The organism is Candidatus Pelagibacter sp. PS_11 (genome assembly GCF_059417975.1).
On the sequence record NZ_CM182075.1, the window covers coordinates 774,626 to 794,084 of the forward strand.

Sequence of the window (19,459 nt, forward strand, 5' to 3'; positions counted from 1 at the left end):
TTAATTATCAAATGCACATCTAAAACCAACATAGATTGCATAAAAGTTTGAGGGTTTATATTGAGCTCCATTAATACTGGTCTTTGAACCTCCATACCACCAGGAGGCCCCCGCTGTTAAAGAATTATTTTTTTCTTGATCATCCACCCACTCCCAAACATTACCACCCATAGCAACTAATCCATTTATGCCTTCTGGTAATATTGTGACATCTACATGCTTGTCATAATTTAATAAACCTTGGGAGTTCATTTCTTTAGCTATATCTCCACTAGGGTATCTATAAGTTTTATCTTTAATAAATTTATCAGAATTAAATATTTGAGTGTAAGCAGCATAAGACCACTCCTCAAATGTAGGTAATCGGCCATTCATAAATTTACAATAATTTTCAACTTCAAATCTACTTAAATGAACAGCAGGCTCTAATTCACTATCAGGTTTTTTTCCATAAGGTGTTTTAAAATTCCAATTATCACGTTTAACCCAACCAGCACCCCATTCGTAACCTCCACCATTTTTTTCAGCTTCGGTAATGACTTGGTTTTTAATTGTATAATTATTAAACTCCATAATTGTTACTTCATATTTATTTAGTGAAAATTTTCCAAAGTTAATTTTCTCATTTTCAAAACTAAATACTTTAATTGGTAAGATTAATAAAAATATCGAGAAATACTTTATACTTTTGTAAATATTATACATTTGAGCTTATCGTTGAATAAAATATCTTTTTTATATTTTAGGTTAATTTCATTAATGCCATTTAAAATTTGAAGTGAACTAAACTTTAATAAAGTTGATATATAACGTTGTCTTATCATCTTTAAGTAAATATTTTTTTTGATTTTAACTTTAAAATTAAATTTGGAGATAGTTTTTTTTATATTAAGTTGAAGTAGTTTTTTCCAAATTAGATTATCTCTTTTAAATGATTGAGTAAGTTTTTGTTTCATTAGAAAAAATGTAGGTATTTCATTATCTTTTGTATCTAAGGTTAAGATTAAAATAATTCCTCCAATGTTCAAACTAGAATATGAGTGGGCTAAAATCTTCTTAATATCCTTTAAATTAAATAAATGAATAGTTTGCTTGATCAGTATTAAATCAAATTTTTTTTTATTATTTTTGAGATATTTGATTGCATTTGTTTTTCTAAAAATGATTCTTTTGTCAAAATCTTTGTGATTTTCAATATCAAGTCCAACAGGCTTATTAATTAATTTGAGTTTAGAGGATAACGAACCCATTATCTTACCTCGGCCACAACCAATATCTAGAATTTTTGAGTATTTGGTTAGTTTTTTTTGTTTTAATAAAAAATTATTGAATGATTGGATATATTTAGCTGATGAAATCCAAGTTTTGTTATCCCAATTTTTTATACTTAACATTACCTAATTTAAAACATTTTAACTTATATTTAAATAAAGTATTAGTAACTCATGTTTAAAAAGTTACATATATTTCTTGGCGCAACTGTTGCAGATGCAGCAGCCCGACCTTTGCATTGGGTCTATGATGAAAAAAAACTAAAATCTTATATTAAAGGAAAAAAGAATATTGCATTCTTTAAACAAAATAGATCTCCATTCTATTCTATAAAAACAGGAGAAGTTTCTGGTTACAATGATGTAGGTCAAGTAATGTTTAAAACATTAACTAAGACCACTAATCATAAAGAGGTTATTAAACTTTTTAAAAATAATATTGTCAAAAATTTTGGACCAAGGTCAAGATATTGGAAAAATTTATCTTTAAGAAAAAAATACAAAAAAATTAAGTGGAAAACAGCCATGAAAGGTCCATGGATCCATCAAAATATTTTAGAAACTATCAAAAATATTAAATTAAAGAAAACTATCACAGGTGGGACTAAAGTTAACGAGTCTGATGGGTATTGTGCAAGCCTACCCTTTTATTTTTCAAATAATTCAGAGCAGAAAACAAAACAAGTTATAAAAACGGTTGCTAATGGCAAAATTAACGAACAATTTGCATTGGCAAAACTTAAGATTATTGATTTAGCTGATAAGGGGGACAAGGATCCAGTTAATAGCTTTTTAAGAAAAAATATAAAAAATAAATACTTTAAAAATGTCATTGAAAACATCAAAAAAGTTAAAAAGGTAAAGTCAAAACCCCATAATTTCGTTGTAAAGAAATTTGGTAAAGCTTGTAGTTATCCAGGTACTTTTAATGGAGGAATACATGCAATCATAACCTCTAAAAGTTTTAAAACTGCAGTTATTAAAACAATTAAAGCTGGTGGATGCAATTGTTCACGTGCTAATTTTGTCGGTGCTTATTTTGCAGCCTATAAAGGTTTAAAAGGTATTCCTCAAGATTGGATTAAAAAAACAAATCCTGCAAAATCTATACTGAAATTTATTGCTTAAATGCAAAACCCCTCCATTAAATACATTTTAAAATTATCTATTCCAATTTTCTTTGCAAATTTGGCTATTCCATTAGTTGGTATTATTGATACTGGTTTAATGGGTAATCTTGGTAACTTGTCATACTTATCAGCAACTTCTGTTGCTGCTAATTTATTTTCTATGATTTTTTGGAGCTTTGGGTTTTTAAGGATGGGAACTGTGGGTCTGGTTTCACAAGCGTATGGTAAAGGAGATTATACAGAAGTATTTAATATTGTTATTCGAAATTTATTCTTTGTTTTACTAATTTCATTGATCTTAATTTTATTACAAAGTTATATATTTAATCTAAGTGTGGGTATTTTTAATTTATCAGATACTACTAGGCAATTTTATCAGGATTACTTTCAAATAAGAATTTATTCAGCACCTGGTGAACTAACCCTTTATATTATAACTGGTTTATTTGTCGGATTACAGAAGACTAAAATTTCAAGTTTAGCGGTTGGTCTTTTTTCAATTCTAAATATTATTTTAAGTATTATTTTAGTTTCAAAATTTGATTTGAATATTAAAGGGGTTGCTTATGGGACCTTAGTCTCTGCACTTTTGATAGCTGCAACTTTTTTAATTTATACATTTTGGTATCTAAATAAAATGTCTAAAATCAATATCAATATTAATGAATTAATAGATCTAAATAAACTTAAAAACATTTTTAATATTAATCTAAATATATTTGTTAGAACTATATTATTAACCTTTTCATTTTTTTGGTTTACTTACCTTGGCAGTCAAATAGGTGAAGATTACATTGCAGCAAATGCAATTCTTATTAACCTGGTCTTTTTGTCTGCTTTCATTCTTGATGCTTATGCATTTTCAACCGAAGGTATGGTTGGTTATTCTTTAGGTAAAAAAGATATAAGCTTGTTTAAAAAAATTGTTAAAAACTCTTTTATTTTAAGCACCCTTACTGGATTAATTATTTCGATAATTTATTTTTTTATTAACAAACACGTCATTACACTAATGTCTGATATTGAAACTATTAGAAATCTAAGTTCTTCTTATGCAGTATGGCTAATACTAATGCCTTTAATTTCATCATTTTGTTATCAATTTGATGGAATATTTATTGGTGCATCACAAACAAAAGAGCTTAGAAATGCCATGATTTTTTCTGTATTTTCTTATCTATTAATGTCTTTATATTTAACAAAATTAATGGGTAATACAGGTATCTGGATATCTTTATGCTTGTTTATGGTGCTAAGGGCTTTATCTTTATTTTATTACTTAGACAGAATTTATTTAAGATTTCGTAAAGTTAAATAAATTTAACTAGCACCAATATGATGATATTCTAAATCAATGTTATTTCGACAACTCTTTGATAAAGTCTCAAGTACATTTACATACCTAATAGCTTCTGCAAAAGGAAGAGAGGCCTTAATCATTGATCCAGTGTTAGAAAATGTTGAACAATATATTAAGCTTCTTAAAGAACTAGATTTAAAGTTAGTAAAAGTTATTGATACTCATATCCATGCTGACCATATCTCAGGTATTGCCGAACTAAGAGATAAAACGAATTGCGTTACAGTAATGGGTGACAAAACCCCTGCTGATGTGGTTGCAATGCAAGTTGCCGATGAAGAGACAATTAAAATTGATGGCTTAGAATTACAGGCAATTTATACCCCAGGTCACACCATAGAAAGTTTTAGCTTCTTAATGAATGATAGGGTTTTCACTGGAGATGCATTATTAATTAGAGGAACCGGTAGAACAGATTTTCAAAATGGAAATGCAAGAGATTCGTATAATTCTATTTTTAATAAACTTTTAAAACTTCCAGATGAAACATTAGTTTACCCTGCTCATGATTATAAAGGAGAGATGGTCAGTACCATAATAGAAGAAAAAAAATTCAACCCAAGACTGCAGGTAAGTTCTGCAGATCAATATATCGAAATTATGAATAATTTAAATTTGCCTAATCCAAGTATGATGGATGTTGCAGTTCCTAGTAATTTACAATTAGGAATAGATTTTAATAGACAAAAAGTAAATAACGGTGTCGAACCAGAAAAATTTAATGAAATTAAAAATGATGCTCAGTCAATTTTAATTGATCTTAGAGAGCAAAATGAAATAGATAAAGATGGTATGATTAAAAATAGTACAGTGGTTCGTTTTCCAGAAATTAACGAGTATCTACAACAAAACAAAAATACTTTAAAAGATAAAAGAATTTTATTTTATTGCGCACATGGTCATAGATCAACTCTAGCAGTTCAATTATCAAAATCTTATCAATTTACCAATTGTTTTCACTTAATTGGTGGCCTTAAGAATTGGAAAAAAGAAGGTTTAGATTTATAAAATTAGAATTTAATAACTTAACTTTAAATTTAATCTTTTAAATTTATTTCTAAAACTAAAAAATAATTTATTATGATTACCAGTATCTTTTTTAATTGTTTGTTGCCATAAGTGAACCATTTCATGAGATAAAGTATTTAAAAACTCCATTTTATTTTTATACTTAGGCATCATCTCAAGTACAAATTTATTTGTACCTTTTCTATAAGAGATATATTCAACACATTGCCCTGATCCTCTTACTATTCTTTTAATCATTACATCGTTAAAAGGGTTGAGTTTATTATTAAATAAAGATTTATTAAAAATCTTAAAGTAATTTCTAATGTCTTTAAAATTAGTAGTATATTTTTTTTCTGTTTCTATTGTGTCTCTAAGTATTCTTTTTTTTGTTCTCACAATGTAGCTATCTTTAACAATTTTCTTTTTTTTCATTTTTATAGAGTGTGTAAAAAAGTGTTATTAAATGGGTATAATTTCTGATTATCTACTACTAAAACTGTAATATACAAGATAATAAAATCTTTAAAATACGATTATTTTTAACTTTACTATGATGATGTTGTTTAAAAATTAAAGAGATTTTATAGCAGAATAAATTTTGTCTTTATTCATTTGACCAATGCTTCTATAGACCTCTTTGTTATTTTGGTAAATTACAATTGTTGTCCAATAGTCAATTCCTAGCTGTTTTGCAATAGTCTTATGCTTTTCTTGCTCAAAGCTTAAAAAGAGGATGTCCTCAAAGTCTTTTTCGGCTTGATTCAGGATCTTAATTTGAGCCTTACAGGTTGTGCATGTTTCATTCCAAGAATTTATAACAACTATTTTTCCATCAAGTTGCGCTTTTTCAAAAATTTCATTATTAAAAGTAGTACTTTTATCTACAGCAAATGAGTTAAATGAAATCAGTGTAAAAATTATGATGAATATTTTTTTCATAGTCTTAATGTATAAGATACATGGTTAATTAACAACTCATTGTTTTATTTTATAACCCCAATTTGTTTCTGTCTCGATATGATAATTAAACCACTAATTATAATAATTAATGCTCCAATATAACTATTAGTCGAAGGAACTTCATCAAATAAAAAATATCCATAAATAATGCCCCATAAAATCACTGAATATCTAAAAGTTGATGTAACAGACACAAGTGCAATCTTGATAGTTGCAATTGAAAAAATATAACCCATTGCTAAAAAAAAAGCAGAAATAAATAAAATAAAAATATCTTTTAACGTAAAATCATAAAATTTGTAAATACTTAATATTCCAAAAAAAATAGTCACAACAAAACATGTCATAAATGCAGTTTGAAGACTGTGATAATCTTTTTTAAAATTTTTTGTGTACATGTCTCTAATTGAAAGCATGATTGCTGCTAAGATTGGAAATATAAAATAATAACCAAACTCTAATTTCCCTGGATTAACAACTACTACCACTCCAATAAAACCTAAAATTACAGCACTCCATCTTCTCCATCTTACTTTTTCATTCATAAAGATTGCCCCAAATGCAGTTAAGATAATTGGTGCCATACTTAATAGAATATAAACTTTTGCAAACGGTAGTAAGGCAATACCAATAAAAAAAAATAATGCGGCTAAAGATTCAAGAAGCCCTCTTATCTTTAGTTCTGTCGAAGAAAAAATTAACTTAAAATTTAATTGTTTTTTTATGTAAAGAAATAATACTATAAATAGTAGTGTAAAAATCCCTCTTATAAAAATTATTTGATTTAAAACAAATATTTCATCGAAATGTTCATATATGTTTTTTACAAAAGCATCATTTGTTGCAAATGAAAACTGACATAAAAGCATATAAAGTATGCCCAATAACTCATTGTTAATTTTAACTTTAGGAAACATTTTGTGAGTAAATATAGGCTTTTTTATTGGTAATATACAAAAATTAAGAACCAATATGAGGCAAGTCCAACAAGAATAGTTACAATAATACTTCTACTAAAATATCCAATAATTATCGCAATTATAGCTGCTAGTATCTTGGGATTACTATCAATATCTATAGATCCTGTGGCATCAAGAAATATAGGAGGGAATATTATTGCCGGAAAAATGGCTGATGGAACGTAAGACAAAACTTTTTTTGTCTTTTCGTTTAGAATATCTTTTTTTAAGAAAAAAATCATAGAAAATCTAGTTAGGTAAGTCAAAATTCCACAATAAATAATTGTCGTCCAATGCATTACTTTTTCTTCCGGTCAATTAATGTGATTATAGTAGCAACCGATAAAGCTGACAGTGTTGCTATAATAATGTAAGCTTGAAATGGTATTGTATTATACCCAACAGTTGCAACAATTCCTGAGACTAACATTACAATAATATTTTTATACTTTCTAAAATCATCAATTAACAAAGCTAAAAATGTTAAAGAAATAGTAAAACTTAAACCTAACTCTTCAGGTACTACCGATCCAAGAACTATACCTAAAATTGTTGATATCTGCCAAATAGTCCAACAGGTAAAACCAGCTCCTAATAAATGGTAGTGTTTAAATTTATTTTCTTTATTTTTTTTAAAATAAATATTTGAAACAGCAAATGCTTGATCAATTAATACATAGGATAATATAATTTTCCATCTCAGTTTTAAGTGAGAAAGATATTCAGAAAAAACCGCACCATATAGTAAATGTCTAGAGTTTACTGCGGTAACTGATGTGATTGTAACTAATGATGATGCACCGCCAGAGAATAATTGTAATAAAACAATTTGAGAAGCTCCACCAAAAATTATAATAGACATACCAAATGTCATATAGGCACTCAAACCCACTTCCATTCCAATAACGCCGTATATAATTCCAAACGGAACTACCGGTATCATTAAAGGGCTTACATCAATAATCCCCTTGGACAATGTTTTAAATCTTTTATTCATTTTAATTTAGGATTTTGTATTAGAAACAAACTATATGATCAATATTAATTGGTCTCTTTATACCAAATTTTTCGTCAACTTCATGCTGATGAATATGATGTGAATGAACAAAAACAGGTACTAATCTATTACTTGCAGTTTTAAGAGTATAGATAAAATTTGTTCCTCTAAATTTTCTATCCACAACTTCTAATTTTAAATTACTTTTGTCATCATGCTCAAGATCCTCAGGCTGTAATAAAAGCTGAACTTCAGATCCTTTTGGATAATGTTTTATAAAATCTCCAGTTATTGTTCCAAGATCATCATTTTCTAAACTATTTTCACCAGTAACTTTTGCTGGAATTAAAATCCCTCGATTTAAAAAATTCACCACCTCTATTGAGTTTGGAAAATGATAAACATTATATGGATCATCATATTGTTTGAGTTGACCATCTAAAATTATTCCACATTTAGTTCCCAAATAAAAAGCCTCATAAGAGTCGTGTGTTACAATAATTGTTGTAATCTTATGCTCTGTTAAAATTTGCTTTAATTTAACCTGTATTTCTTCTTTAAAGTTCTGATCTACATTTGAAAGAGGCTCGTCTAATAACAATAAATCAGGATTAGATAACAAAGACCTTGCTAATGAGGCTCTTTGAGCTTCTCCAGAACTTATCTGGTGTGGGTATTTATCAACAATGTGCTCGATATGAAGAAGCTTATTTATTTCATTTAAATTTAAACCTTTCTTCTTCTTTTTATTTCTATCTGCACCAAATTTTATATTTTCTAAAACTGTATAATGGGGAAAAAGGGAATTGTCCTGAAACCCCATAGAAATATTTCTATTTTCAGGTTCAATATGAGTATTATCAGATGACAAAATTTTATTTTTTAAGATAATTTTCCCAGACTGTACTTTTTCTAAACCTGCAATTGTTCTAAGTATAGTAGTTTTACCAATACCAGATGGTCCTAACAAACAAACAATGTCTCCTTGATTTTCAATCGTTAGAGAAACATTGTTCACTTTACTTTGTGCACTTGCTGCAAATGTTACATTATTTATTTCTAAGAAATTTTTTGTCATAAGTTTAATCTTTAAGGATATATCTAGATGTAATTAAAATAAAGCAACTTGCAATAAGTATAAGCAGTAATGATGGCGCTGCTGCAGCTTCAAGTAAATCTTGGGAAGCATAAATATACGCTTTTGTTGCAAAGGTTTCAAAGTTAAATGGTCTCATAATCAAGGTAATCGGTAATTCCTTGATTATTTCAATTGTTAACAAAATACCTATTAATAAAACTGAATTCTTTAAATAAGGAAGGTGAATATTTCTAAATGTTTTAAATTTTGAATAACCAAGAAGATATGCGCTCTCATCTATAGAATAATTAATTTTTAGATAGCCAGATTTAATTCCGTTATTAGCTAAGGAATAAAATCTTATAAAATAAATTATAACCAATCCTAAAATAGATCCAATGAAAATAGATTTTATCGATTCTGTTCCAAGGTAATTAATCATATTAAGATCTAGCCATGAAACAAATGTTATAAAAGCAACTGCTAAAATAATTCCAGGTATTGCATATCCAGAAATAGAAAATGTATTTAATGCTTCTAAAAATTTACTTTTTGAAACTCTGTTTCCATAGTTTGAAATAAAGGCTAATAATATTAATAAGCAACACGATAAAAAAACTAACAACATTGTATTTGAGAATAATTCAATTAAATTTAAATCTAAAAAGTGTTTTGGAAAAATAATTGTCCAATATAACATTTGAAAAACTGGAAATAAAAAGCTTAAGAAAAATACTAACGTACAAAATAAAAACGCTAAAATTGATTTATAATTATATAAATGAACTACAGATTTTGATTTAAATCCTCCTTTTGATGATGTGTGATATTGAGCTTTTTTTCTAGATAGATTTTCTATAACAAAAAGTCCAAGTATAAAAATTAACAGGTAAGATGATAACCTGTTTGCTAAAGTAAGATCGTCAAAAGATATCCATGCATTATAAATACCTGTTGTTAGAGTCGACACTCCAAAAAATGAAACAGAACCAAAATCTGATAAGGTCTCCATCGCAACCAACGAAAGGCCAGCAACTATTGCAGGTCTTGCTGAAGGCAAAATTATCTTAAAAAAGGATTTTTGTTTAGAAAAGCCAAGGTTTTTACCAAGTTCTAGTAAGTTTTGTGACTGATAATGAAATGATGCTCTAGTTAATACATAAACATAACCAAATAACGAAAATGATATTGAAATTATCGCACCTAACATTCCATCAAACTTAGGGATATGAGTATTATAATTTCCCTCACCCAATAAGTTTTTTAAAATTGAAAAAGCAGTTCCATAGTTTTCAAAAAAAGCAGTTAATGAGTATGCATAAATATATGCTGGTACAGCAAAAGATAGGATTAAAGCCCATTTAAAAAAATTAACACCTGGAAATTTGTAAAATGAAACTAAATAAGCACAACCAACTCCTATAATAAATGTTAAGGTTAAAACACCCATCAAAAGTATTAATGAATTGTAGATATAATCTAAAAGAAAAGTATTTTTTAAAACTGAAACATAGTCTCCGGTTGTTTCAAAGAAACTACTGAATACAGTTATAATAGGTACAGCTACAATTATGGAGATGACAAAAGAACTAAAATACCAAATGTTAATCTTATTACCCATTTTTTAACAACGCACTAATAACATCAAGCAGGGTAATTAACTTAATATTAAAAGCGCGCTGTGTTATAACCTCTTTATTTCCACTTCGCGTTAAGCATTATCTCTAATGCGCTAGCTTGATTTTTTCCGTAATTAGCTACTTTAGTTTTAAGGTCTTGTTTAAAATTAAACCCCATTTGTGTAATTAATCCATGAGGCTCAACACCTTCAATCATTGGATATTCATACGTATTATTAATAATATGTTGTTGAGCATCTTTAGTTAATAAAAACTCTAACAGTTTAATTGCGTTATCTTTATTTGGAGCATATTTTAATATTCCACCTCCACTAATATTCATATGTGTTCCTCTATCACCCTGATTTGGGAAAAATGGTAATACTTTTTTTGCAGCCTCTTGTTGCTCTGCACCTTTACTACCAGAAAGCATAAGTGCGTAATAATAAGTATTTGCAACAGCAAGATCAGCTTCGCCAGCTGCTACAGCTAAAATCTGAGCTCTATCATTTCCCTTTGAGTCTCTAGCCATATTCTTAACTAAATTTTCTGCCCAAATAGTAGTGCTCTCTTTTCCATTATTATCTATTAATGAAGCTACTAGAGATTGATTATAAATATTATTAGATTGTCTTATAACAATTCTACCTTTCCACTTAGGATCAGCAAGACCTTCATAAGTCAATCCATTAAGCTCATTGTCACTTACTCTCTCTGGAGAGTAATAAATTATTCGTGCTCTTTTAGCTATTCCTGTCCAATTTTTAGATCTAAAGTTTGCCGGTACTGCAGATTTAATTGCTGGCGACATAGAGTTTTGAAACATCCCTTTTAAATCGAAAAGTCCTAACTTTCCAGCATCAGCTGTAATATAAAGATCGGCTTTGGAGTCTTTTCCTTCTTCTATAATTCTTTTTTGAAGAGATTTATCTTTGCCGGATATGACATTCACTTTAATTCCAGTTTGAGATGTAAATTTATTGTAAAGCTGGATATCTGAATCGTAATGTCTTGCACTAAAAACATTAACTTCATTAGCTAAAGTCATGCTTTTAAAAAAACTCAAGGTTAATATAATAAGTATAATTTTTTTCATTTTTTCCTTTATTTTTTTACCCTTGATTAGTTTAGAATGCTTATTATTAACATTGCGAATGATTATCAATCGCATTTATTGACGCATTTTACAACGATTAATTACGTTAATATCAGGATAAGCAAATTACTAAGAAAAGACATGAATACAAGGAACCCTATAAAGAAATTGCAGTACATTATTGAAACAGTGCGGTTTCTAACTCTTCTTTTTCTTACAAAAGGCTTGTCATCAAGATCTGAAACGTCTCTTTCTCCAATTACTTGATAATCATATGACCAACGCCATATAGAGCTACCAAAACGTTCATCTTGATTATTGTAGAATATTATCCAAGCAACAATATATCTGTGAGAAAAATAAAGAATAATTAGAAGTAAACTACTTATAAGCATCTAAATATATAATCATATTTAGGAAGCTTATTAAAGACTAATTAAAACTGTTCAGATTCTGTGGAACCTGCCATAGCTGTTGTAGAGCTTTTTCCACTACTTATAGTATTTGAAACTGCATCAAAGTAAGAAGTTCCTACTTCTCTTTGATGTTTAACACTTGTGTAACCATCCTTCTCTCTAGCAAATTCAAGCTCTTGGATTTTAGAGTAAGCAGTCATGCCTTCAGTTTTATATTTTTCTGCAAGTTCAAAAATTGCAATATTTTGCGTATGAAATCCTGCAAGCGTAATAAATTGAAACTTATAACCCATCTCACTAATTTTTTGTTGAAATGTTGAGATCTCAGCATCTGATAAATGCTTCTTCCAATTGAACGAGGGAGAACAGTTGTAAGCTAATAATTTACCAGGAAACTTTTCATGAATTGCATCGGCAAACTTTTTTGCTTCTTCAAGGTTTGGCGTTGCAGTTTCACACCAAATTAAATCTGAATAAGGTGCGTAAGCTAAACCTCTTGAGATAGCCTGCTCAATTCCATGCTTAACATAATAAAAACCTTCAGGAGATCTTTCTCCAGTTAAAAATAGTTTATCATTTTCATCAAAATCATTTGTAATTAATTTTGCAGCATTTGCGTCTGTTCTTGCTAAAATTATTAAAGGTACATCTGCAATATCTGCAGCAAGTCTTGCTGCTTTTAAATTTTTAATCATTGTACTAGTTGGAACTAAAACTTTTCCACCCATGTGACCACATTTTTTTTCACTAGCTAATTGATCTTCAAAGTGAACTCCAGCAGCTCCAGCTTTAATAAATTTTTTTGTTAATTCAAAAACATTTAATGGGCCACCAAATCCTGCTTCTCCATCTGCAATAATAGGTAACATATAATCTGTTCTATCTTTTGATTTCATATCACCATCTTGTAATTCCATATGTTGAATTTGATCTGCTCTGATTAAAGCATTGTTCATTGACTCAACTAATTTTGGGGCACTATCATATGGATATAAAGATTGATCAGGATACATTTCACCAGCAGTATTTGCATCAGCTGCTACTTGCCATCCACTTAAATAAATTGCTTTTAATCCAGCTTTAGCATGTTGAATAGCGTGATTTCCAGAAAGTGATCCTAATGTATTAATATAATTTTCTGAATTTAACAGATCCCATAATTTTTTAGATTGATGCTTACACATCGAATATTCAATTTTGATAGAACCTCTTAATCGCTCTACTTCTTCTGGAGTGTAGTCTTTTTTAATTCCCGAAAATCTTTTTAAATCGTATGAAACTTTAGCTTCTGAGCTCATAGGTAGTTCTTTCTAGGTTATGTATTAAGAAAATTAAATCGTGTATAAATTAACGGTAAGAGGACTTATTTTTTTTCACTAAATTCTTGAGTGAATTCATTCATCCCACTTGAACCCCAATCACAATGATCGTCTCTTAGGTAAATACCTGATTGACTAAATTGATTCTGATTGTTGTTTTCGTTAATTTCTCTTTGATTTTCTTGATTTTTATTTGTATTTTTATTGTTCATGTAAACTTTATAATTTACTAAATTTACAAAATCTAATTAAATCGTTAAAAACCTTGTAAAACAAAGAAACTTATTGTAAATTTAAATTTACAAAATTTACAAACAGAGCTTATGAGTCAAATTGATTTAAAAATTGGTCCTAAAATAAAGGCTTTTAGAAGACAGTTAGGACTACAAGCAAACAAACTTTCAGAGGATCTTGGTATTTCTCCAAGTTATTTAAACTTAATTGAAAGTGGAAAAAGAAAAATAGATGGTGATTTGCTACTTAAGGTTTGTGAAAAATTAAATATCCAACTCTCAGACTTAACATCAAAATCTGATGTTAACTTAGAAAATACTATTTCAGAAATTCTAGATGATAAATTATTTGAAGATCTGGATATTCTTGGTCCCGAAGTTAAAGACCTTGTTGGTACAAATCCTAAGATCGGTAGAGCTCTTGTGAGATTGGGAGATATTCTTAAAAAGAAAGATCACGAACTAATTAATAAAATAGAAAAAATTTCAGGGAAAATAGTCGATAATAGAAAAAACTCTTTTCCTGGTGAGGTAATATCTGACTTTCTTCAAGAACACAAAAACTATTTTCCAAAATTAGAAGAGTTTGCAGATAAAGTTTTTGATAAAATTCAAAAAAATAATAGAACAAGATATATTGCCTTATGTGAATATTTAGATAAAGAATATTCAATTACAGTTAAAGATATTTTACCAGAAGAAGGAAAGCCTTTTTCTAAAATCTATAATAAAAATAAAAAAGAACTTTTATTAAGTGATTATAGTTCTTTAGAAACAAAAAAGCTGCATGCAGCTGCACAAATAGCACAAGAAGGTGCAATGAAAGATATTGATAATTATCTATCAAAATTTTCTTTTCCCTCAGAAGAGTCTAAAAAGTTAACTAAGGTTGCTTTATTAAATTATTGTGGTGCAGCAATTTTAATGCCCTACAAATCTTTTCATGCTGAATGTAAAAAATTAAAATATGACTTAGAGTTATTACAAAATACATTTGCAACTTCTTTTGAACAAGTTGCTCACCGTGTGACATGCTTACAAGATCCAAAATTACCTGGAATTCCTTTTCATATGCTAAGAGTTGACATGGCAGGAAATATCTCAAAAAGATTTTCATTATCAGGAATTGATATACCAAGGTATGGAGGTGCATGTCCTAGATGGAATGTTTATTCAGCTTTTACAAGACCTGGGGTAATTCAAGCAGCTGTTAGTAAAATGACTAACGGTGAAAAATATGTTTGTATAGCAAGAACTGTGGAGAAAGGTGTAGGACGTTTTGGTCGATCAAAAAGCATACTATCAATTGGTCTTGGTTGTGACGCAAAATATGCAAAAGACTTTGTCTATACTGAAAACATTAATGTAAGTGATAAAACGTCAGAGATCCCTATTGGTGTGTCTTGTAGAACTTGTGATAGACTAGACTGTTCCCAAAGAGCCTTTCCACCTTTACACAAAAAGTTTGATGTAGATATCAATTCTAGAGGTGTTTCAGTTTATGTTAATGATAAGTCTAGTTAATTAAGACTTCCAATCACCAATTTTACTAAACAAAAAGTTCCTAAAGGCAGTAATTCTTGCAGTATTTTTAAGTGATTGAGGATAGACAAAGTGAGCCTCTGTTATAGGTCCTTCTGAATTGGGAAGTACTTTTATTATATTATTTGAATTTGAAACTAAATACTCTGGAAGTGCTGCAAGACCTACGTCAGATTCAACAGCCAAAAGTAAACCCATAACACTATTAACTTTCATTACTGGTTTTCTTTTTTTACCATCTTTAATTCCAAGTTTTAAAGCCCAATCTGGATCATAGACGGGAGATGGTGCTCCTTTTCCAAATGAAATAAATTTATGTTTATTAAGATCTGAAATGGTTTTCGGCATACCATGTTTTTCTAAATATTTATTAGAGCCATAAATATAATATTTTAAATCCACTAATTTTTTTTGAATATAATTGAGCTGCTTAGGTCTTCTCATGAAAATACCTATATCTGCTTGTCTCGTACTTAAATCCAATTCCTTATCTTCAAAAATTAATTCAATTTCTATTTCAGGGTTTAAAGTCATAAATTCTTGAATACGAGGTGTTAACCAGTGGGTACCAAAACTTCTAACTGTTGTAATGGTTAATTTACCTGTTGGTTTATTTTTTTGATCTCCTAAGGTTGACTCAACTTCTTTTAATTTACTAATTACATCATGGGCTGTTTTAAATAAATATTCACCATTTTCAGTTAATGTAAGACCTCTAGCGTGCCTTTCAAAGAGTTGCACTTTAAGATCTTGTTCTAAAGATTGAATTTGTCTACTAATTGCTGATTGACTTAAGTTTAGGTTTATTGTTGCGTTAGTGAAGCTTCCCGCTTCTGCAACTGCATGAAATATTTTTAATTTATCCCAATCCATTATTTATTAAGATCGACTATATATCTTCCAGATGTTTCACCTTTTAACATTTTTGGAAATATATCTATTAAATCTTCTAAGCTTACTGTCTTTATTGATTTTTCTAATTGTTCAAAATCAATAAGACTTTTAACTTCACCCCAAACAAACTCTCTTCTTTTAATAGATGCTGTAACAGAATTAATTCCCCAAAGTTTAACACCTCTAATAATAAAAGGCATAACTGTTGTATTTAATTTATAATCAGAAGCGTTTCCACAAGCTGCAACAATTCCATTATCTCTAGTTTGAGCAAGTGCATTAGCAAGTATCTTTCCACCAACTGTATCAACAACACCGTCCCACAAACCTTTGTCTAATGGTCTAGCGTCTTTATCTAAATCTGTTTTATTTATTATGTTTTTAGCGCCTAATGACCTTAAGTAATCTTCATTTTCTGCTTTTCCTGTAACAGCTGTTACATCATAACCAAATTTATTTAAAATCATCACTGCTATACTTCCAACACCGCCAGATGCACCAGTAACTAAAACATCTTTAACTTTTTCACCTAATAGAAGTTCTTCTCGTGCTTTGATTGCAAAAGAGCATAATAATGCTGTTAGTCCAGCAGTCCCTAAGATCATTGCCTGTTTAGATGTAATGTCTTTTGGTTTTTTAACTAAGTAATCTCCATTAACTTTTGCTAACTGAGAATACCCACCAAAGTAAATTTCGCCAACTCTCCAACCTGTAAGGATCACTTCATCCCCTTTTACAAATTTAGAATTATCACTTTCTAAAACAGTTCCTGCAAAATCAATACCTGGAATATGTGGAAATTCTTTTACTAATTTTGCACCATTGTTTAAAATAAGTGCATCTTTATAATTTAAATCTGAATAATCTACTTGAACAAGTACATCACCATGTTTTAAAAATGATTTATCAATTGATTTTACTTCTCGTGTAAAATTTTCACCTTCTTGATTAACAATTAGTGCTTTAAAATTATCCGACATGCTTTTCCCCCTTAGGAAGGTTACTTACTAATAAATCTTAAATATCTATTCTGAATACTTAAATCTTTTTTAAATTCTCCTAAGAAATAATTTGTAACGGTTGTTGCATTTTCTTTTTTAATACCTCTCATTGTCATACATTGGTGTGCTGCATCAATTGTAACAGCAACTCCTTTTGCATCTAATGAGGTCATTAAAGCTTGAGCAACCTGCATTGTTAATCTTTCTTGTGTCTGTAATCTTTTTGAAAAAACTTCTACTACTCTTGCAAGTTTACTTAAACCTACAACTCTTTCATTTGGAATATAAGCAACATGTGCTGTCCCAACTATTGGTGCCATGTGGTGCTCACAATGACTTGATACTGAAATATTTTTTTCAACAACCATGTCATCATAACCTTCAACATCACCAAAAGTTTTCTCTAAAATTTTATTTGCATCCTCAGTGTATCCACCAAAATATTCTTTAAATGCTTTAACAACTCTTTTTGGAGTTTCTAATAACCCTTCTCTATTAGGGTCTTCACCCATCCAAGTTAAAATAGTTTTAAAAGCCTCTTCAGCTTCTTTGTCAGAAACTTTTTTGGTATCTAAAATCTTGCTATCTGTGTCTTCGACTAATTTCATAAGGCAACTTTATACAGTAAATCATTGTTTTTAAAATATTTAATATATCTAACAATATGCTACATAATTACCTAATTATGTTTAAAAAAAGAGAAAATATAGTTGAAATCGAAGAGGGCAAACTCCTTTCACCAAAATTTGATAATGATGGATTAATTCCAGTTATTACAATGTGTTCAAAAACTAAAGATGTTTTGATGCATGGTTACATGAATGTTGAAGCTTTTAAAAAAACCATTGAGACTAAAGAAGCTCATTATTTTAGTAGATCTAGACAGCAAATTTGGCACAAAGGCAAAACTAGTGGCTTTACTCAAAAAGTAACTGAAATTAGAATTGATGATGATCAAGACTCTATTTGGTTAACGGTTGATATTGGAGATGGTTCAAGCTGTCATGTTGGGTTTAGATCATGTTTTTATAGATCAATTCCACTGGGCCCAATTGAAAATGGTAGAGAAATTGAAATGAAATTTGAAGAAAAAGAAAAATCATTTGATCCAGAGGTTGTCTACAAAGGCCAACCTAATCCTACAAAAATTTAAATGAGTGACAATCAAAAAAATGTTCTTGGTGAAGATCTAGAAGAGTGTTCTAACGACCCTTTAACTGGATGGCATAGAGATGGTTGTTGTAGTACTGATGAAAATGATCACGGTGTGCATACAGTTTGTGCAAAAGTTACAACAGAATTTTTAGAGTGGTGTAAAGAAGCTGGGAATGATTTAATAACTCCTCATCCTGAATTTGGGTTTCCAGGTCTAAAAGCTGGAGATGGTTGGTGTGTATGTGCTAGTTGGTATGCAAGAGCTGCCGATGCTGGAAAACCATGCCCTGTTTATTTAAAAAGAACACATGAAAAAACTTTAAAGCTTGTTTCAATGGAGGTTTTAAAGAAAAATGCTATTGATTTATCTTAATTAATTTAATTATCTTTCATTAAACTTAAATTATAAATACGTGCAGAAAATTTAGATAAGTTGTTTAGGGTATTTTTTTGTACGTTTAATATTTTTTTTTGGTGAACTCCTGTTATAGAATAATGTTTTTTACTATCTATTGTTAAAAATTTTTCTTTTAATAATATATTTAATTTTCTAATAACTGTAGCTCTTGGAATGCCTGTAATATCTGAGATAGACATTGCGTTAACACCTACTTCCTCCTTTTGCTCAGCAAAGAAGTACTTTTCTAAGTAAAATTCTTTATTCATTTCACTATTATCATTTTTTTTTGAGTGCAAAGCGTGATTGACTAAACAAATGCCATGAATATGAAAGGATTCTAGATCGCCATAAACTTTTTTATATCCTAATAACATAGGCATTTGCATTTCATAATAAAGTTTCCAAACAAATGAAAAATATTCCTTGCTTGTTTCTGTTAAACGTTCACTGCTGAATGGTTCTGATATTATCCCTTCTTCAACACATATATTTGAAAGAGTTGATAAAAATCTCGTCATTCTTTTTATTGTTTCTTCAGGTTTAATGCTTGGCCAAGTGTTTCTATCAATTATAATCTTTCTATTTACTCTTTTTATTACACCGATTTCTTCTAATTCATTAATTTTTCTTCTAGTAGTTTCTTTTGGTATATTAAGTGATTTGGATATCTCTATTACATTTATTGTTTCTATTTCAACCTCATTTTGATCAAAATACTCCTCATAATTTAACTTCACAAAATTCTTTGAATAAGCTTCAAATGTGTTCATTAATAAATCCATAATGATCATAAATTTTTCATAATCATGAAAAGTTCTGTAAACATTATTAACCCAAGCTAATTGTAGTGGTACCCAAACAGGCATTATCGAAACAAAGTTTTTCTCAATTACTTCTCTTATATTCTCACTGTGGATTTGCTTTGATACTTCGGGTAATAATTTCTTCATAAAATTATATTTCCACCCAAAATGGACATGATTTAAGCAAGAGTCAACCCAAAATGAACATCTAGTGA

General features: G+C 29.0%; 22 protein-coding genes. 6 read left to right on the forward strand and 16 right to left on the reverse strand.

Going from position 1 to position 19,459, the window contains the following annotated elements; genetic code table 11:
- Both AC5SLT_RS04095 and AC5SLT_RS04100 read right to left on the reverse strand, forming a co-directional pair.
- Positions 1-705: a formylglycine-generating enzyme family protein gene (locus AC5SLT_RS04095; protein WP_494591267.1), complete on the reverse strand. Its 705-nt coding sequence runs from the start codon at positions 703-705 to the stop codon at positions 1-3.
- On the reverse strand, positions 681-1,394 hold the full coding sequence (locus tag AC5SLT_RS04100) for a class I SAM-dependent methyltransferase (RefSeq protein ID WP_494591268.1): 714 nt from the start codon (positions 1,392-1,394) through the stop codon (positions 681-683). The genes AC5SLT_RS04095 and AC5SLT_RS04100 overlap by 25 nt, the downstream gene beginning before the upstream one ends.
- A 51-nt stretch (positions 1,395-1,445) precedes the next feature.
- Here AC5SLT_RS04100 and AC5SLT_RS04105 point away from each other — a divergent pair, with 51 nt between their 5' ends.
- From AC5SLT_RS04105 to AC5SLT_RS04115, 3 genes are read left to right on the forward strand one after another with little or no spacing between them, the layout of a single operon-like run.
- Positions 1,446-2,399 (forward strand): ADP-ribosylglycohydrolase family protein, encoded by a 954-nt coding sequence (locus tag AC5SLT_RS04105; protein WP_494591269.1) that lies wholly within the window; start codon positions 1,446-1,448, stop codon positions 2,397-2,399.
- The gene (locus AC5SLT_RS04110) at positions 2,400-3,719 is read left to right on the forward strand and encodes an MATE family efflux transporter (protein ID WP_494591270.1); all 1,320 of its coding nucleotides are present in this window, start codon (positions 2,400-2,402) and stop codon (positions 3,717-3,719) included.
- Between the two features lie 36 nt (positions 3,720-3,755).
- The gene (locus AC5SLT_RS04115; RefSeq protein ID WP_020169551.1) at positions 3,756-4,769 is read left to right on the forward strand and encodes an MBL fold metallo-hydrolase; all 1,014 of its coding nucleotides are present in this window, start codon (positions 3,756-3,758) and stop codon (positions 4,767-4,769) included.
- A 9-nt stretch (positions 4,770-4,778) separates the two neighbouring features.
- On the opposite strand, the gene AC5SLT_RS04120 is transcribed toward AC5SLT_RS04115, so the two are convergent.
- The 10 genes from AC5SLT_RS04120 to AC5SLT_RS04165 form a co-directional block, all read right to left on the reverse strand.
- A complete protein-coding gene (locus tag AC5SLT_RS04120) occupies positions 4,779-5,204 on the reverse strand; it encodes a hypothetical protein (protein WP_006996664.1) in 426 nt (141 codons plus the stop codon).
- A gap of 138 nt (positions 5,205-5,342) precedes the next feature.
- Positions 5,343-5,711, reverse strand: a complete 369-nt coding sequence (locus AC5SLT_RS04125) for a TlpA family protein disulfide reductase (protein WP_006996663.1) — start codon at positions 5,709-5,711, stop codon at positions 5,343-5,345.
- Between the two features lie 44 nt (positions 5,712-5,755).
- Positions 5,756-6,703 carry a DMT family transporter gene (locus AC5SLT_RS04130; RefSeq protein WP_494591271.1) on the reverse strand — a complete coding sequence of 316 codons (948 nt, stop codon included), beginning with the start codon at positions 6,701-6,703 and terminating at the stop codon, positions 5,756-5,758.
- Entirely contained in the window at positions 6,673-6,990 is a 318-nt protein-coding gene (locus AC5SLT_RS04135; RefSeq protein ID WP_006996661.1) for an AzlD domain-containing protein, read from the reverse strand. Before AC5SLT_RS04135 ends, AC5SLT_RS04130 begins: the two co-directional genes overlap by 31 nt.
- Positions 6,990-7,688 carry an AzlC family ABC transporter permease gene (locus AC5SLT_RS04140; RefSeq protein ID WP_027307051.1) on the reverse strand — a complete coding sequence of 233 codons (699 nt, stop codon included), beginning with the start codon at positions 7,686-7,688 and terminating at the stop codon, positions 6,990-6,992. The genes AC5SLT_RS04135 and AC5SLT_RS04140 overlap by 1 nt, the downstream gene beginning before the upstream one ends.
- 19 nt (positions 7,689-7,707) lie before the next feature.
- Complete coding sequence (locus AC5SLT_RS04145) at positions 7,708-8,766, reverse strand: ABC transporter ATP-binding protein (RefSeq protein WP_020169555.1); 1,059 nt, start codon at positions 8,764-8,766, stop codon at positions 7,708-7,710.
- Between the two features lie 4 nt (positions 8,767-8,770).
- Positions 8,771-10,387, reverse strand: coding sequence for an ABC transporter permease (locus AC5SLT_RS04150; RefSeq protein ID WP_494591272.1), 1,617 nt, complete (start codon positions 10,385-10,387; stop codon positions 8,771-8,773).
- A 74-nt stretch (positions 10,388-10,461) separates the two neighbouring features.
- Positions 10,462-11,481, reverse strand: a complete 1,020-nt coding sequence (locus AC5SLT_RS04155) for an extracellular solute-binding protein (RefSeq protein ID WP_494591273.1) — start codon at positions 11,479-11,481, stop codon at positions 10,462-10,464.
- A 436-nt stretch (positions 11,482-11,917) separates the two neighbouring features.
- Positions 11,918-13,195, reverse strand: coding sequence for an isocitrate lyase (gene aceA, locus AC5SLT_RS04160; RefSeq protein WP_494591274.1), 1,278 nt, complete (start codon positions 13,193-13,195; stop codon positions 11,918-11,920).
- Between the two features lie 65 nt (positions 13,196-13,260).
- Positions 13,261-13,428 (reverse strand): hypothetical protein, encoded by a 168-nt coding sequence (locus tag AC5SLT_RS04165; RefSeq protein WP_018414280.1) that lies wholly within the window; start codon positions 13,426-13,428, stop codon positions 13,261-13,263.
- 111 nt (positions 13,429-13,539) lie between these two features.
- Between AC5SLT_RS04165 and AC5SLT_RS04170 the strand changes: the two genes are divergently transcribed.
- Positions 13,540-14,973 carry an XRE family transcriptional regulator gene (locus AC5SLT_RS04170; protein ID WP_018414281.1) on the forward strand — a complete coding sequence of 478 codons (1,434 nt, stop codon included), beginning with the start codon at positions 13,540-13,542 and terminating at the stop codon, positions 14,971-14,973.
- Here AC5SLT_RS04170 and AC5SLT_RS04175 read toward each other — a convergent pair whose 3' ends face one another.
- Genes AC5SLT_RS04175 through folE form a run of 3 tightly spaced genes read right to left on the reverse strand, consistent with a single transcriptional unit; the run spans position 14,974 to position 17,494 of the window.
- Positions 14,974-15,864 (reverse strand): LysR family transcriptional regulator, encoded by an 891-nt coding sequence (locus tag AC5SLT_RS04175; RefSeq protein WP_494591275.1) that lies wholly within the window; start codon positions 15,862-15,864, stop codon positions 14,974-14,976. It abuts the gene before it with no gap.
- On the reverse strand, positions 15,864-16,865 hold the full coding sequence (locus tag AC5SLT_RS04180) for an oxidoreductase (RefSeq protein WP_494591276.1): 1,002 nt from the start codon (positions 16,863-16,865) through the stop codon (positions 15,864-15,866). The genes AC5SLT_RS04175 and AC5SLT_RS04180 overlap by 1 nt, the downstream gene beginning before the upstream one ends.
- Before the next feature lie 20 nt (positions 16,866-16,885).
- A complete protein-coding gene (folE, locus tag AC5SLT_RS04185) occupies positions 16,886-17,494 on the reverse strand; it encodes a GTP cyclohydrolase I FolE (RefSeq protein WP_494591277.1) in 609 nt (202 codons plus the stop codon).
- Positions 17,495-17,571: 77 nt separating this feature from the next.
- Here folE and hisI point away from each other — a divergent pair, with 77 nt between their 5' ends.
- Both hisI and AC5SLT_RS04195 read left to right on the forward strand, forming a co-directional pair.
- On the forward strand, positions 17,572-18,039 hold the full coding sequence (gene hisI / locus AC5SLT_RS04190) for a phosphoribosyl-AMP cyclohydrolase (RefSeq protein WP_494591278.1): 468 nt from the start codon (positions 17,572-17,574) through the stop codon (positions 18,037-18,039).
- Positions 18,040-18,414, forward strand: a complete 375-nt coding sequence (locus AC5SLT_RS04195) for a DUF2237 family protein (protein WP_011282250.1) — start codon at positions 18,040-18,042, stop codon at positions 18,412-18,414.
- Between the two features lie 5 nt (positions 18,415-18,419).
- Here the strand turns inward: AC5SLT_RS04195 and AC5SLT_RS04200 are convergent, their stop codons facing one another.
- Positions 18,420-19,391 (reverse strand): hypothetical protein, encoded by a 972-nt coding sequence (locus tag AC5SLT_RS04200; protein ID WP_494591279.1) that lies wholly within the window; start codon positions 19,389-19,391, stop codon positions 18,420-18,422.
- Positions 19,392-19,459 lie beyond the last annotated feature (68 nt).

Coding starts and splice junctions, on each gene's coding strand:
- AC5SLT_RS04155 (WP_494591273.1), bottom strand. CDS start 11,481: ATGAAAAAAATTATACTTATTATATTAACCTTGAGTTTTTTTAAAAGC.
- AC5SLT_RS04180 (WP_494591276.1), bottom strand. CDS start 16,865: ATGTCGGATAATTTTAAAGCACTAATTGTTAATCAAGAAGGTGAAAAT.
- hisI (WP_494591278.1), top strand. CDS start 17,572: ATGTTTAAAAAAAGAGAAAATATAGTTGAAATCGAAGAGGGCAAACTC.
- folE (WP_494591277.1), bottom strand. CDS start 17,494: ATGAAATTAGTCGAAGACACAGATAGCAAGATTTTAGATACCAAAAAA.
- AC5SLT_RS04145 (WP_020169555.1), bottom strand. CDS start 8,766: ATGACAAAAAATTTCTTAGAAATAAATAATGTAACATTTGCAGCAAGT.
- AC5SLT_RS04115 (WP_020169551.1), top strand. CDS start 3,756: ATGTTATTTCGACAACTCTTTGATAAAGTCTCAAGTACATTTACATAC.
- AC5SLT_RS04120 (WP_006996664.1), bottom strand. CDS start 5,204: ATGAAAAAAAAGAAAATTGTTAAAGATAGCTACATTGTGAGAACAAAA.
- AC5SLT_RS04175 (WP_494591275.1), bottom strand. CDS start 15,864: ATGGATTGGGATAAATTAAAAATATTTCATGCAGTTGCAGAAGCGGGA.
- AC5SLT_RS04125 (WP_006996663.1), bottom strand. CDS start 5,711: ATGAAAAAAATATTCATCATAATTTTTACACTGATTTCATTTAACTCA.
- AC5SLT_RS04140 (WP_027307051.1), bottom strand. CDS start 7,688: ATGAATAAAAGATTTAAAACATTGTCCAAGGGGATTATTGATGTAAGC.
- AC5SLT_RS04105 (WP_494591269.1), top strand. CDS start 1,446: ATGTTTAAAAAGTTACATATATTTCTTGGCGCAACTGTTGCAGATGCA.
- AC5SLT_RS04100 (WP_494591268.1), bottom strand. CDS start 1,394: ATGTTAAGTATAAAAAATTGGGATAACAAAACTTGGATTTCATCAGCT.
- AC5SLT_RS04170 (WP_018414281.1), top strand. CDS start 13,540: ATGAGTCAAATTGATTTAAAAATTGGTCCTAAAATAAAGGCTTTTAGA.
- AC5SLT_RS04200 (WP_494591279.1), bottom strand. CDS start 19,391: ATGAAGAAATTATTACCCGAAGTATCAAAGCAAATCCACAGTGAGAAT.
- AC5SLT_RS04150 (WP_494591272.1), bottom strand. CDS start 10,387: ATGGGTAATAAGATTAACATTTGGTATTTTAGTTCTTTTGTCATCTCC.
- AC5SLT_RS04135 (WP_006996661.1), bottom strand. CDS start 6,990: ATGCATTGGACGACAATTATTTATTGTGGAATTTTGACTTACCTAACT.
- AC5SLT_RS04165 (WP_018414280.1), bottom strand. CDS start 13,428: ATGAACAATAAAAATACAAATAAAAATCAAGAAAATCAAAGAGAAATT.
- AC5SLT_RS04195 (WP_011282250.1), top strand. CDS start 18,040: ATGAGTGACAATCAAAAAAATGTTCTTGGTGAAGATCTAGAAGAGTGT.
- aceA (WP_494591274.1), bottom strand. CDS start 13,195: ATGAGCTCAGAAGCTAAAGTTTCATACGATTTAAAAAGATTTTCGGGA.
- AC5SLT_RS04110 (WP_494591270.1), top strand. CDS start 2,400: ATGCAAAACCCCTCCATTAAATACATTTTAAAATTATCTATTCCAATT.
- AC5SLT_RS04095 (WP_494591267.1), bottom strand. CDS start 705: ATGTATAATATTTACAAAAGTATAAAGTATTTCTCGATATTTTTATTA.